Below are 12,835 nucleotides of genomic sequence, written 5' to 3' on the forward strand. Positions count from 1 at the left end.
GCCAATGTCACAGCCTTCCCAATCCGCCACTCACCCGCAATACATCTGGTTCAATGGCACACTGGTGCCCTGGCAAGATGCCCAGGTGCACGTCATGAGCCACGCCCTGCACTACGGCTCCTCGGTGTTTGAGGGGGTGCGCGCCTACGATACCCCCAAGGGCACCTGCATCTTCCGGCTGCAGGAGCACACCCGTCGCCTGTTCGACTCCGCCAAGATCTACTGGATGGACGTGCCCTACAGCGAGTCTGACGTGAATGAAGCCTGCCGCACCGTGGTGCGCGAGAACGGCCTGAAGAGCGGCTATTTGCGCCCGCTGGCCTTTGTCGGCAACGTGGGGCTTGGGCTGCATCCGCCGCTGGATGCCAAGGCAGACCTGATGGTGGCGGCCCTGCCGTGGGGCGCCTATCTGGGTGAAGAGGGGCTGAAAAACGGGGTGGATGTCTGTGTCACCTCCTGGAGCCGGCTTGCTCCCAATACCATTCCCACCGGCGCCAAGGCGGGCGGCAACTACCTCTCTTCCCAACTGATCAGCCGTGAGGCCAAACGCAACGGCTTCGCCGAGGGGCTGGCGCTGGATGTGAACGGCTATCTGAGCGAAGGGGCGGGAGAGAACCTGTTTCTGGTGAAGAATGGCGTGCTGTTCACCCCGCCTGCCACCGCGGCCATCCTGCCCGGCATCACCCGCGACACCATAATGACGCTGGCACGAGATCTGGGTTACGAGGTGCGCGAGCAGGCGCTGCCCCGTGAGGCGCTCTATGTGGCGGACGAGATCTTCATGACCGGCACCGCCGCCGAAGTGACCCCGGTGCGCTCGGTCGATCGGATGAAGGTGGGCGCTGGCAGCCGTGGTCTGGTGACCGAACAGCTGCAAAACGCCTTCTTTGGCCTGTTCAACGGCCAGACCGAAGACAAGTGGGGCTGGCTGACGCCAGTCAACGACTGATAAGAGAGGGGAGGCGCCATGCCTCCCCGAGTCGCTTCCGGTGAGGGCTATCCAGTAGAGCCTTCACCAGGATCGATTCCGATCCACTCGTATCATCACCGCATAACGCATCGAGCCCATATGGGCATTCAGGGAGTAGAGACAATGCCGAAGTTGAGATCCGCCACCACCACCCACGGACGTAACATGGCCGGGGCCCGCGCCCTCTGGCGTGCCACCGGAATGACCGATCAGGATTTCGGCAAGCCCATCATCGCCGTGGTCAACTCCTTCACCCAGTTTGTACCGGGCCACGTCCACCTCAAGGATCTGGGCCAGCTGGTGGCACGAGAGATCGAAGCCGCAGGCGGCGTTGCCAAGGAGTTCAACACCATAGCCGTGGATGACGGCATCGCCATGGGCCACGGCGGCATGCTCTACTCCCTGCCATCGCGCGAACTGATCGCCGATTCGGTGGAGTACATGGTCAACGCCCACTGCGCTGATGCCATGGTCTGTATCTCCAACTGCGACAAGATCACTCCGGGGATGCTGATGGCGGCCCTGCGTATCAATATCCCGGTTATTTTTGTCTCCGGCGGCCCGATGGAAGCGGGCAAGACCAAGCTGTCGGATCAGATCATCAAGCTGGATCTGGTGGACGCCATGATCCAGGGTGCCGATCCCAAGGTCTCCGACGCCCAGAGCGATCAGATCGAGCGCAGCGCTTGCCCCACTTGCGGCTCCTGCTCCGGCATGTTCACTGCCAACTCCATGAACTGTTTGACCGAGGCGCTCGGTCTCTCCCAGCCAGGCAACGGCTCCATGCTGGCGACCCACAGCGACCGCGAGCAGCTGTTCAAGCTGGCGGGTCAGCGCATCGTGACGCTGGCCAAGCGCTGGTATGAGCAAGATGACGAGAGCGCGCTGCCGCGCAATATCGCCAACAAGGCGGCGTTCGAAAACGCCATGGCGCTCGACATCGCTATGGGCGGCTCCACCAATACCGTGCTGCACCTGCTGGCGGCGGCACAAGAGGCCGGTGTCGACTTCACCATGGCCGATATCGACCGCATGTCGCGCAAGGTGCCGCAGCTGTGCAAAGTGGCGCCCTCTACCCAGAAGTACCACATGGAAGATGTGCACCGTGCCGGTGGCGTAGTCGCCATTTTGGGCCAGCTGGAAAAAGCGGGTCTGGTGCACGGCGATACCCGCACCGTGCTGGGGTGTTCGCTGGCCGAACAGCTCGATGAATATGACGTCAGCCGCCAGCCGAGTCAGGCGGTGGTGGATTTCTACCGCGCTGGCCCTGCCGGGATCCGCACCACCAAGGCCTTCAGCCAGAATTGCCGTTGGGACGAGCTGGATGTGGATCGCGCCGGGGGCTGCATCCGTTCGCTGGATCACGCTTACAGTCTGGAAGGAGGCCTTGCGGTACTTTCCGGCAATCTGGCCCTTGATGGTGCCATCGTCAAGACCGCTGGGGTGGATGACGAGAACCTCACCTTCCGCGGCCCGGCCCGGGTGTTCGAGAGTCAGGACACGGCGGTCGCCGGCATTTTGGACGGCACCGTGAAAGCGGGCGAGGTGGTGGTGATCCGCTACGAAGGGCCAAAAGGGGGCCCGGGCATGCAGGAGATGCTCTACCCCACCACCTATCTGAAATCCATGGGACTGGGCAAGCAGTGCGCCCTGATCACCGATGGCCGCTTCTCCGGCGGTACTTCGGGCCTCTCCATCGGCCACGTCTCGCCGGAGGCGGCTTCTGGCGGCACTATCGGTCTGGTGGAGGATGGCGACATCATCAGCATCAACATCCCGGCCCGCAGCATGGTGCTGGAGGTGGCCGACAGCGTGCTGGCCAGCCGCCGCGTTGCCGTGGAAGCCCGTGGCTGGAAGCCGCTCGATCGCCAGCGTCAGGTCTCCTTTGCCCTGCGCGCCTACGCCATGCTCGCCACCAGCGCTGACAAGGGCGCGGTGCGTGACCGCAGCAAGCTGGAGGAGTAAACCATGGTCTCTGCGGCTGATTATCTACGCAAGGTGTTGCTCTCCCCCGTCTATGAGGCGGCGCGGGTGACACCATTGCAAACCCTTAAAAAATTGTCCGAGCGGCTCGGCAATCATGTCAGTTTGAAGCGGGAGGATCTGCAACCGGTTCACTCCTTCAAGCTGCGCGGCGCCTATCACAAGATCGCCACCCTGACTCAGGAACAGAAGGATCACGGCGTCATCGCTGCCTCTGCGGGCAACCATGCGCAGGGGGTCGCCCTGTCGGCGGCCAAGCTCGGTATCAAGGCGATCATAGTGATGCCCAACACTACGCCGGACATCAAGATCGACGCGGTGCGCCGTCAGGGCGGTAACGTCATGCTGTTTGGCAACAGCTTCGACGAGGCCTATGCCGAGAGCCGCCGCCTCGCCGAACTGGAGGGTTATACCCTGATCCCTCCATTCGACGATGTCGAGGTGATCGCTGGGCAGGGCACCATCGGCAAGGAGCTGCTGGATCAGGACATCCACCTCACCCATGTCTTCGTGCCGGTGGGCGGCGGCGGTCTGGCCGCCGGGGTAGCGGTCTACATCAAGCAACTGCTGCCGGATGTGAAGGTGATCGGGGTGGAGGCGGAGGGCTCCGCTTGCCTCAAGGCGGCCATGGCGGCGGGTGAGCCGGTCAATCTGGAGCGAGTCTCGTTGTTTGCCGACGGGGTGGCGGTCAGGCGCATCGGCGAGGAGACCTTCCGGCTCTGCAACCAGTATCTGGACGAGGTGGTGACCGTCTCCAATGACCAGATCTGCGCCGCGTTGAAAGACATCTTCGATGACTGCCGCGCCATCGCCGAACCCTCGGGCGCCCTGTCGCTGGCGGGGTTGAAAGCCTACAGCGAGCGGGAGCAGGTCAAAGGGGGGCGGATGGCGGCCATTCTGTCGGGTGCCAACGTCAACTTTCACAGCCTGCGCTACGTGTCGGAGCGTTGCGAGATCGGCGAGAAGCGCGAGGGCATGCTGGCGGTGACCATTCCCGAGCGCAAAGGGGCCTTCCTCGACTTCTGCCGTCAGCTCGGCCCTCGCATGGTGACCGAGTTCAACTACCGCTATTCGGATGCCGCTCAAGCTTCGCTGTTCGTCTCGGTGCGTCTCACCGGTGGCGACCAGGAGCTGGGCCAGATCATCGATCAGCTCGGCGGCAACGGCTATCCGGTGGTCAACATGACCGAGAGCGAGCTGGCCAAGAACCACGTACGCTACATGATTGGTGGCCGCCCGGCCCGGCCTTTGGGCGAGCGTCTCTACAGCTTCAAGTTTCCGGAGCAACCGGGCGCCCTGATGCGCTTCCTTGAGACCCTCGGCTGTCGCTGGAACATCAGCCTGTTCCACTACCGCAACCATGGCGCCGACTACGGCCGCGTGCTCTGCGCCTTTGAGCTGCCGGACGAGGATATCGCCGCTTTCCACGACTACCTGCGGGAGATTGGCTACCGTTGGAAAGAGGTGAGTGACGACCCCGCCTACCGGCTATTTTTGGCCAGTTAATGACGGGATAAAGAAGGAGGGAGGCTGTGGCCTCCCTCTGTTTTTCAGGCTGTTGCTAGCCACCTTCGTCTGAGCCATTGAAATCCGTAGGCCAGCGCCATCAGCAGCAGGGTGCCGGGCAGTACCGTTTGCCACAGGAACGCCGGCTCTTGTCCTGTCATCAGGATCAGCAAGGGATTGGCGCCTGCCGGAGGGTGGATGACATTCAGTCCCTGCATCAGGGCGATGGCCAGCCCGGTTGCCAAGGCCATCTGCACTTCAGCGGGGAGGGGAAGCAAGCAGATGAGCAGCCCGATGCAAGCCGTCAGCAGGTGACCACCCAGCACGTTTTTGGGGCGCGCCAGTGGACTCTCGGGCAGGGAAAACAGCAACACGCAACTGGCCCCGAAAGGTGCCATTATCAGCGCCACCTGCCAGTTCAGATTGAGCCATTCCAATATGCCGATGGTGAGTGCAGCGCCCACGCCTGCCCATAACGGGCCATACCATTTTGTCATCATGTTTTCCTCTTGGTTTGCCAGCACTGATTAGGCACATTAGGTAGACAGATCGGTGTACTTCAAGAGGTAAATCATGAGCGAGAAGCGTCAACAGCTGGTGGCGACGGCCTACCGTCTGTTCAACCGTCATGGCTTTCATGCCACCGGCATAGATCGCATCTGGGCCGAGGCGGGCAGTACTAAGCGCACCCTCTATCGCCACTTCCCGACCAAGGACGCCTTGATTGAGGAGGTGCTGCTCGCGCGTGACCGGGAGTTCTTCGCCCTGCTTGACCAGCGGCTGGCCGGCGTGACCGGACGCGAAGCTCGCCTGCAGGGGCTGTTCGATGGTTTCGCAGAGTGGTTTGGCCGCAGCGATTTCTATGGCTGCAACTTCATCAACGCCAGTGCCGAGTTTGCCGCGCCGCGCCATCCGGTGCGCAAGCTGGTGATGGCGCACAAGCAGGCGTTGCTGAGCTGGGTGATGAACCAGCTCGAGTGCTCTCTGGCTCAGGCGACCGGGCTTTGCCTGCTGCTGGAGGGGGCGATTGTGATGGCTCACAGCTATCAGCAGCCGCTGGCTCTGGAGCAGGCCAGAATGCTGGCAAAGAGCATTTTGGTCGACGATGGCGCGATAATGCTGGCCGCTTCACACTCCTGAGCTGCTGGTCATTTGAGGCTGCGTTCGGATGGGATACTCTGGAATGCGGGAAGCTGCCTGACGGCTTCACACAGGGAGAGTGCGCACTCAGGCGCCCATAACGACTTATTGCAGAGGCGAAAATATGAATAAATCCATGCTTGCCGTATTGGTCAGTGGTTTGCTGGCGGCCGGGGCCGTGCAGGCCGCCGCGCAGGACAACACCTGGTATGTCGGTGGCAAGGCCGGTTGGTCGAACTACTACGGGGTGGACAAAAACCAGGATATAGCCAATGCCTTCAGCGCGGTAGGTAACAATAGCGAGAACACCGACGATCTGGGGCTGGGAGCATTTGCTGGCTATCAGCTCAACCCGAATCTTGGTTTTGAGCTGGGTTATGACTGGTTGGGCAAATACGAGTTGAAAGGTGGTAGTGGTATTACAGCCCTAAAGGCAGAAGCCAAGAGTCAGATGATTCAGGCCACTATGAAGATCAGCTTCCCGGCAACCAATGTGCTCGATCTTTATGGCCGACTGGGCGGCGCCTATGCCTGGACGGATAGCGAGATCAGCATCGCCAATATCAGCGAGACCGGCAAAAAGCATGGGGCTGCCTTCGTGGGGGCGCTTGGTGCCGAATACGCCATCGATCGTGACTGGGCCGCCCGTCTGGAGTACCAGTACACCACGCCGCTCGGCGATGCCTCTCTCGATCGCTCCGGCATCGAGCTGGACAACGGCCTGATCTCGTTTGGCATGCTCTATCGCTTCGGCCAACAAGGTGGCGAGGTTGTCGCACCTGCGCCGGCACCAGCAGTTGAACCTGCTCCGGTAGCGGTGGTTGAGCCCAAGACCTTCAGTTTGAGCTCCGACGTACTGTTCGAATTCAACAAGGCGACCCTCAAGCCTTCGGCCAATCAGGCGCTCGATGCCCTGTTCAGCCAGATTGTGGCGGCCAATCCGAAGGATGGCGTCGCAACTGTTATCGGTTATACCGACCGCATTGGCTCCGACAACTACAACCTGGCCCTCTCCGAAAAACGGGCCCAGAGCGTGGCCAGCTATCTGGTCTCCAAAGGCTTGTATGCCGACAAGGTGCGGGTCGAGGGTCGTGGCAAGGCCAATCCGGTCACTGGCAGCAACTGCGCCAGCAACTCCAAGCAGGAGTTGATCGCCTGTCTGGCACCGGATCGCCGGGTGGAGATCAATCTGGAAGGGGTCTCCCAGCCAGTCCAATAAGCAGAACGACGGGATCGATAAATACCACAACGGGAGGCCTGGCCTCCCGTTTTCTATGGTGCGATGTCGCGTGTCAGAGCCCGAACAGCGGGCGCAGGCGAATGCCGATCAGGCTGCCCGCCAGGGCCATCAGCATCCAGACCCAGCCGTGCAGGCTGCCGGAGGCGGTGCCATCGAAGAAGCCGCCGAGGTTGCAGGCGGCGTACATGGCCCCCATCCCCATCAACAGGCCGCCGATGATGGATGCCAGACTGTTGCCGAGTCGCATCGGGGCGAAGTTGCCACCCCCGCTGATGCAGCGCGCCAGCATGGCCCCCAGAATGCCAAGCCAGAACATACCGACCATGGGGTTGATAAAGAGCGGCTGGGCCAGTTTCGGGTTCCCCTCGAACAGGCCGAACAGGGAGGCGCCGCGCAGCGCCATGTCATAGACGGCACCGGTAATGGTCCAGGCCGAGCCGTGCAGGGCGACCACGGTCGAGTTGAGCAGGGCGATGATGATGCCGCCGGTCAGCACGGTGAAGCGGCCATCGCGCCAGAACAGGTTGCCGCCGCTGAAGATCGGCTTGAGCTCGCCGGTGCGTTTGAGCTCGCTGTTGCGAAACAGCAGGAACAGCACGGCGACCAGCGCCAGGTTGAGCAGCATGCCGCTCCAGATATTGCCGGTCAGATCTTTGGCCAATACCACATGACTGGAGAAGGTGGCGGTCAGTTCTGGCCGGAACTGGTTGCTGATGAGGGTGCCGATGCCGTAGCAGATCAGCACCAGCCAGAAGCGGGGTTGCCCCTCGCCACAGCAGTAGAGAGTGCCGGTGGCGCAGACGCCCGCCAGTTGCATGCCGATGCCAAACAGGAAGGCACCGACGATGAAAGGAATGCCGATAGCCATCACGTTGCCCACCATGGCATCGCCAAACAGGGCGTGGCTAAAGGAGAGGAAGCAGGTGAACAGCAGAATTTCGATGGCGATGGTGAGCAGGTGAACCCGCACATAGTAACTGTTGCGCTTGGTCAGCATTTCGCGCCAACCGAACACGATGCCGAAGCGGCTGAAGGAGAGGGTGAAGCCGAAGCCGAATCCGATCAGGGCCATCAGAGCCCATTTCATACCAAAGGTGTTGCCAAGCCAGAGTAACGCTCCCCCCGCGAGTGCCACGATGGGGAGCGACCATTTTCGATTCATGTCAGTTGATCCTTGCAATTGGTTTTTTAGAGGGGCGGATCCTATTCCCTCATGGAGTCCAATGCTACCCATTTTGCCAACGCAGCGGAAAATGGGGGCGCTGACTCCCGTCAGCGCCGCAGATCAGTGGCGGGTGGTGTCGAGATGGAAGTGGTGAGTCTGCTTGGTCAGGATGCGGGCATGCTGGGCGACCATGGTCGCCTCTTCGGCGGCGTGGCTGGCGCTCTGGTTGACCTCGGCCGCCAGCCGGGACATCTCACCGACCTGATGATTAATCCCCTGAATGAGGCGGGTCTCATCGCTCATCAGCTGATCAACCTGAGCGATGCGCTGGTTGATCTCCTCGCAGCTCTGGCCGATCCGGGCGACGCTCTGGCGCGCCGTCATCGCGTGGGCGACCGCCTGTTCGACCCGGGCCAGCTCGGCATCCATCTCGCTGGCGGCGCGCAGGCTGACATCCTGGATCTTGCCGATGATGGTGTTGATCTCGGTGGTGGCACTACCGGTACGGGTCGCCAGCGATCGAACTTCATCGGCCACCACGGCAAAACCGCGCCCCTGTTCGCCCGCTCGGGCGGCTTCGATGGCGGCGTTAAGCGCCAGCAGATTGGTCTGTTCCGCAATGCCGTGGATAGCGCCCGCCAGCCCGGCAATTTGTTGCGAGAGCCCGGTCAGATCCGAAATGGTGCGAGATACCCGCTTCACCCCCGCCGCTTGCTCCTCGATCACCTGTTCAACGGTGTGAATGGCGTGCGTGGCTTCTTGTGCGCGGGTGGCGGACTGCAGGGTCTGCTCCCCCACTTGATGCAGCTGGCTACCTGCCTGCTCGATGGCGTGGGTGAGTTGCTCTATGGCTTGTTCGACATGGTGGGCCGCGCCGACCTGTGCCTCACTATCATCGGCGTGGCGCTGTGCCATGGCGGTCAGGTTGGTGGCGCGATCATCCAGGGTACTGGCGCTGCGCTGCAGCGACGCCACCAGAGTGGCAAGCTGGTCGCGCATTGCCCCGATCTGGTGGATCAGTTCACCGATGGCGTCGAGGCCCGGCTCCGGCATGGGGCTGTTCAGCTCTCCTTTGGCGATGGCGGCGGTGGCTTTGCCGGCGGCCAGCAGTCGCTGCTGGGTGGGGCGTCCCAGCCAGAAGATGAGTCCGGCGCCCAGCAGTGCGGCGCACAGCAACAGGCCGTAACAGAGTCGGGAGGTGCTGGCGAGATGAGCCATCTGTTCGGCGGCATATTGGTTGCCGCTGATGACGGTGGCGTCCACCCCTAGCCGGTGGGCGTTATAGAGGGTGTGCAGGCGTGCGGCAATCGCTCCCGCCTGCGTCAGATCGCCCGCCTTGATGGCGGGGACAAACTTGGTGTTGAGCAGTTGCCAGAACAGCTCCCCCTGCACTTTTTGCTCCCCCAGCAGCAGCTCCCTGAGGGGCTCGTTCAGATTGCTCTCTTGCCAGAAGCGGTTGCGGCTCTCGAACTCTTGCTGCAGTCGGGTGAGGGTTTGCAGCAACGCTTCCCGCTCCTCCGGTTTGGCATGGAGCAGGGTGTAGACCTGCAACTGGGATTCGATGAGGTAGAGGGGCGGCGGCAGAATATCGGCTACCACATCCTTCCCCTGTCCCATCTGGTCGGCTGCACTCCGGACCGAGTAAAGCCCGAAAAAGCTGATGGAGATCAGCGTGATAATGACCATGATCCCCAGAACCTGGCCAAAAAGCAGGGATCTGTCGTGAATTTGCTTGAGCATGTTGCCTCCATTCGGCTCCGTTCATGGATAGCATAGCTCTCTGTGAGGAGGATATGACTCGGATGTGGCCTTTGGAGCGTCAGGTAGCCGGTTGTCGGCTCTGGTGAGCGGGAGCGGGAGCTGGTGGTCAGGGGGCCGGTGGTGCAAAAAAGAACCCCGGCAGATGAGCCGGGGCAGAGGGTCGGTGGCGTTATGCCTGTTTTGGCACAGCTCTGCCTCGACGCAGGCCATCAAGGCTAAACAGCACCAGTGCGCTCCAGATGCAGGCGAAGGTGAGCTGCTTGTCTATCGCCAGCTCTTCCCCGTAGAGGGTGACCGCGAGAATGAACATCAGGCTGGGGCCTATGTACTGGAAGAAGCCCAAGGTGGAGAGCTTGAGTCGGGTTGCCGCAGCGGTAAAGCAGAGCAGGGGAGCCGTGGTGACGGCACCGGCGGCGATCAGCAGCAGATTGAGGTGCCAATCATTTTCAGTGAGATGACTGGTGGGACTGTCGGCAAAGCCCCACAGATAGATGGCCGCTGGCGGCAGCATGATCATGGTTTCGATCAGCAGACCGGTGAGGGCATCGAGGGCCAGTTTTTTGCGCATCAGACCATAGATGGCAAAGCTCGACGCCAGTACCAGCGCAATCCCGGGCAGCGAACCAAAGGCGATGAGCTGGATCGCCACACCGGCAAAGGCCAGCGCGACGGCCCACCACTGCAGGCGGCGCAGCTTCTCGCTCAGAAACACCATCCCCAGCAACACGTTGAACAGCGGGTTGATGTAGTAGCCGAGGCTGGCATCCAGCATGTGGCCGTTGTTGATGGCCCAGATAAACAGCAGCCAGTTACCGCCGATGGTGATCGAGGTAAACGCCAGGGTCAGCAGCACTTTTGGCTGGCGTAGCACCGCTTGCACCTTGTGCCACTGGCGGCCGAGCAGGGTCAGCACCATCAGCAAGACGCAGGACCAGATCATCCGGTGGGTCAGGATTTCGGCGGCCGGGACGGCAGAGAGGGTCTTGAAATAGACAGGGGCTATGCCCCAAAGGGTATAGGCGCACAGGGCGTAGATGACGCCCTGACGCTGGATCTGTTGCGGCATGGGGATGACCTTTACTGAAGCGTTGGATGCAGGAAAACATCGCAAAAAATCAGTGTAGCGATCCTTTTGCGGGGAAAGAAGCGAATAAACGAAGTTTGAGGGGAAGGGAGAGTGTGGCTGACCGGTCAGCCTTTGCCGCGGCGGATCTTGTCGACGTCCATCAACAGCCACAACATCAGGGCGATGGCGGAGATCCAGGGGCCCCAGGTCACGTAGGCCTCGCCATGCCCCAGCATGAAGAACAGCAGGGGCAAACCGATCACCAGAAAAAGTACGCTTCCCAGAAAAAATAGCATTTTTGTCTTTATATTTAACATGTTGGCTATTTTGTCATTATAAGGATTGAGCTCGGTGATGGAAGGCCAAAAATGCAAAAGGGGGATTTTTCCCCCTTTTTGATCCGATAGTGTTGTTTGGTGGGGTTATTCCAGCTGGATCCAGGTGCTTTTCAGCTCGGTGTACTTTTCCAGCGCATGAAGCGACTTGTCGCGGCCATTGCCGGACTGTTTGAATCCGCCGAATGGCATGGTCATGTCGCCACCGTCCCAGTTGTTGACGAACACGGTACCGGCGCGCAGGGCGCGGGAGCCTTTCACCGCCTTGTTGAGATCCGCCGTCCAGATCGCCGCCGCCAGCCCGTAGTCAGAGTCGTTGCCCAGCGCAATGGCCTCTTCGAGGGTATCGAAACCGGTCACCGCCAGCACAGGGCCGAAGATCTCCTCACGGAAGATCCGCATCTGCGGGGTCACGTCGTCGAAGATGGTGGGCTCGATGTAGAAGCCGCCGCTCCCGCTGTTGGTGCGGTTGCCGCCCAGCAGCAGTTTGGCCCCCTCCTGTTTGCCAATCTCGATATAGCGCAGCACCTGCTCCATCTGGATATTGTCCACCATGGCGCCGATGCGGGTGGCAGGATCGAGCGGGTCGGCCGAAATCCACTCCTTGGCGTGGGCCAGCAGCCGCTCCATAAATTGCGGCTTGATGCTGTTTTGCACCAGCAGGCGAGAGGCGGCGGTACACACCTCCCCCTGGTTGTAGAAGATGGCGCCAGCGGCGCTCTTGGCCGCAGCGTCCAGATCCGGCGCATCCGCCAGTATGATGTTGGGGCTCTTGCCACCGCACTCCATAAAGGCGCGCTTGAGGTTGGATTTGCCGGAACACTGCACCAGATGTTTGCCGATCTTGGTGGAGCCGGTGAAGGTGATGCAGTCCACATCCATGTGCATGGCCAGCGCTTCACCCACGGTATGGCCAAAGCCCGGCAGCACGTTGAAGACGCCGTCCGGAATGCCCGCTTCCTTGGCCAGACCCGCGATGCGCAGGGCGGTCAGGGGGGATTTTTCGGAAGGTTTGAGAATGACCGAGTTGCCGGTAGCGAGCGCCGGACCCAGCTTCCAGCAGGCCATCACCAGCGGGAAGTTCCACGGTACTATGGCGGCCACCACCCCGAGCGCCTCGCGGGTCACCAGCGCCAGTGCAGATTCCTCCACCGGGGCGACCTGATCGTAGATCTTGTCAATCGCTTCGGCGTTCCAGGCGATGCAGTTGGCAGCGGCGGGGGCGTCATAGCCCATGGCATCGCCGATGGGCTTGCCCATATCCAGCGACTCCAGCAGCGCCAGCTCCACCTTGTTGAGGCGCATCAGCTCGGCGAAGCGCTGCATGATCAGTTTGCGCTGTTTCGGCGGCAGGCCGCTCCAGCGTTTGTCGTTGAAGGCGTCACGGGCGGCCTGCACCGCCAGTTCGGCATCGGCGGCATCGCAGGCAGCCACCTTGGTCAGCAGCTTGCCGTTGGCCGGGTTGATGCAATCGAAGGTGGCGCCATTGACGGCATCCCGATAGCTGCCGTTGATAAAGGCTTGCGAGGGCAGGGTCAGATGGGCAGCCTTGTGTTGCCACTGGGCCAGGGTCAGGTCACTCATGTTCACTCCTTGAACCGGCAAAAGTCAGTTTCCGCGTATCAATATGCTAAACATCCTGCCGCTTGTAAATCCATCTTGTAACAAT

At 61.2% G+C, this 12,835-nt stretch carries 11 protein-coding genes; 5 read left to right on the forward strand and 6 right to left on the reverse strand.

Features of this window, described 5'->3' with window-relative positions; translation table 11 throughout:
* Positions 1 to 4: 4 nt before the first annotated feature.
* From ACY8FN_RS04430 to ilvA, 3 genes are all read left to right on the forward strand, one after another.
* Positions 5 to 949, forward strand: a complete 945-nt coding sequence (locus ACY8FN_RS04430; RefSeq protein WP_463099334.1) for a branched-chain amino acid transaminase — start codon at positions 5 to 7, stop codon at positions 947 to 949.
* Between the two features lie 144 nt (positions 950 to 1,093).
* Positions 1,094 to 2,935, forward strand: a complete 1,842-nt coding sequence (gene ilvD, locus ACY8FN_RS04435; protein ID WP_463099335.1) for a dihydroxy-acid dehydratase — start codon at positions 1,094 to 1,096, stop codon at positions 2,933 to 2,935.
* A 3-nt stretch (positions 2,936 to 2,938) separates the two neighbouring features.
* Positions 2,939 to 4,459 (forward strand): threonine ammonia-lyase, biosynthetic, encoded by a 1,521-nt coding sequence (gene ilvA / locus ACY8FN_RS04440; RefSeq protein WP_101320204.1) that lies wholly within the window; start codon positions 2,939 to 2,941, stop codon positions 4,457 to 4,459.
* Positions 4,460 to 4,503: 44 nt separating this feature from the next.
* Here ilvA and ACY8FN_RS04445 read toward each other — a convergent pair whose 3' ends face one another.
* The gene (locus tag ACY8FN_RS04445) at positions 4,504 to 4,956 is read right to left on the reverse strand and encodes an HPP family protein (protein WP_463101130.1); all 453 of its coding nucleotides are present in this window, start codon (positions 4,954 to 4,956) and stop codon (positions 4,504 to 4,506) included.
* A gap of 76 nt (positions 4,957 to 5,032) precedes the next feature.
* On the opposite strand from ACY8FN_RS04445, the gene ACY8FN_RS04450 reads away from it, so the two are divergent.
* Complete coding sequence (locus tag ACY8FN_RS04450; RefSeq protein ID WP_463099336.1) at positions 5,033 to 5,599, forward strand: TetR/AcrR family transcriptional regulator; 567 nt, start codon at positions 5,033 to 5,035, stop codon at positions 5,597 to 5,599.
* Positions 5,600 to 5,723: 124 nt separating this feature from the next.
* Positions 5,724 to 6,818, forward strand: a complete 1,095-nt coding sequence (gene ompA, locus ACY8FN_RS04455) for a porin OmpA (RefSeq protein WP_303842586.1) — start codon at positions 5,724 to 5,726, stop codon at positions 6,816 to 6,818.
* Between the two features lie 73 nt (positions 6,819 to 6,891).
* Here the strand turns inward: ompA and ACY8FN_RS04460 are convergent, their stop codons facing one another.
* The 5 genes from ACY8FN_RS04460 to ACY8FN_RS04480 all read right to left on the reverse strand — a co-directional run bounded on the left by ACY8FN_RS04460 (position 6,892) and on the right by ACY8FN_RS04480 (position 12,750).
* Positions 6,892 to 8,001, reverse strand: a complete 1,110-nt coding sequence (locus ACY8FN_RS04460) for a YeeE/YedE thiosulfate transporter family protein (protein WP_172954753.1) — start codon at positions 7,999 to 8,001, stop codon at positions 6,892 to 6,894.
* 123 nt (positions 8,002 to 8,124) lie between these two features.
* A complete protein-coding gene (locus ACY8FN_RS04465) occupies positions 8,125 to 9,744 on the reverse strand; it encodes a methyl-accepting chemotaxis protein (protein ID WP_463099337.1) in 1,620 nt (539 codons plus the stop codon).
* 190 nt (positions 9,745 to 9,934) lie between these two features.
* A complete protein-coding gene (rarD, locus tag ACY8FN_RS04470) occupies positions 9,935 to 10,831 on the reverse strand; it encodes an EamA family transporter RarD (protein WP_463099338.1) in 897 nt (298 codons plus the stop codon).
* Between the two features lie 125 nt (positions 10,832 to 10,956).
* Positions 10,957 to 11,127 carry a hypothetical protein gene (locus ACY8FN_RS04475; protein WP_172954754.1) on the reverse strand — a complete coding sequence of 57 codons (171 nt, stop codon included), beginning with the start codon at positions 11,125 to 11,127 and terminating at the stop codon, positions 10,957 to 10,959.
* Between the two features lie 126 nt (positions 11,128 to 11,253).
* The gene (locus tag ACY8FN_RS04480; RefSeq protein ID WP_463099339.1) at positions 11,254 to 12,750 is read right to left on the reverse strand and encodes an aldehyde dehydrogenase; all 1,497 of its coding nucleotides are present in this window, start codon (positions 12,748 to 12,750) and stop codon (positions 11,254 to 11,256) included.
* Positions 12,751 to 12,835: the final 85 nt, after the last annotated feature.

The organism is Aeromonas sp. 160P (genome assembly GCF_055193095.1).

Coding starts and splice junctions, on each gene's coding strand:
- ACY8FN_RS04430 (WP_463099334.1), top strand. CDS start 5: ATGTCACAGCCTTCCCAATCCGCCACTCACCCGCAATACATCTGGTTC.
- ilvD (WP_463099335.1), top strand. CDS start 1,094: ATGCCGAAGTTGAGATCCGCCACCACCACCCACGGACGTAACATGGCC.
- ilvA (WP_101320204.1), top strand. CDS start 2,939: ATGGTCTCTGCGGCTGATTATCTACGCAAGGTGTTGCTCTCCCCCGTC.
- ACY8FN_RS04445 (WP_463101130.1), bottom strand. CDS start 4,956: ATGACAAAATGGTATGGCCCGTTATGGGCAGGCGTGGGCGCTGCACTC.
- ACY8FN_RS04450 (WP_463099336.1), top strand. CDS start 5,033: ATGAGCGAGAAGCGTCAACAGCTGGTGGCGACGGCCTACCGTCTGTTC.
- ompA (WP_303842586.1), top strand. CDS start 5,724: ATGAATAAATCCATGCTTGCCGTATTGGTCAGTGGTTTGCTGGCGGCC.
- ACY8FN_RS04460 (WP_172954753.1), bottom strand. CDS start 8,001: ATGAATCGAAAATGGTCGCTCCCCATCGTGGCACTCGCGGGGGGAGCG.
- ACY8FN_RS04465 (WP_463099337.1), bottom strand. CDS start 9,744: ATGCTCAAGCAAATTCACGACAGATCCCTGCTTTTTGGCCAGGTTCTG.
- rarD (WP_463099338.1), bottom strand. CDS start 10,831: ATGCCGCAACAGATCCAGCGTCAGGGCGTCATCTACGCCCTGTGCGCC.
- ACY8FN_RS04475 (WP_172954754.1), bottom strand. CDS start 11,127: ATGCTATTTTTTCTGGGAAGCGTACTTTTTCTGGTGATCGGTTTGCCC.
- ACY8FN_RS04480 (WP_463099339.1), bottom strand. CDS start 12,750: ATGAGTGACCTGACCCTGGCCCAGTGGCAACACAAGGCTGCCCATCTG.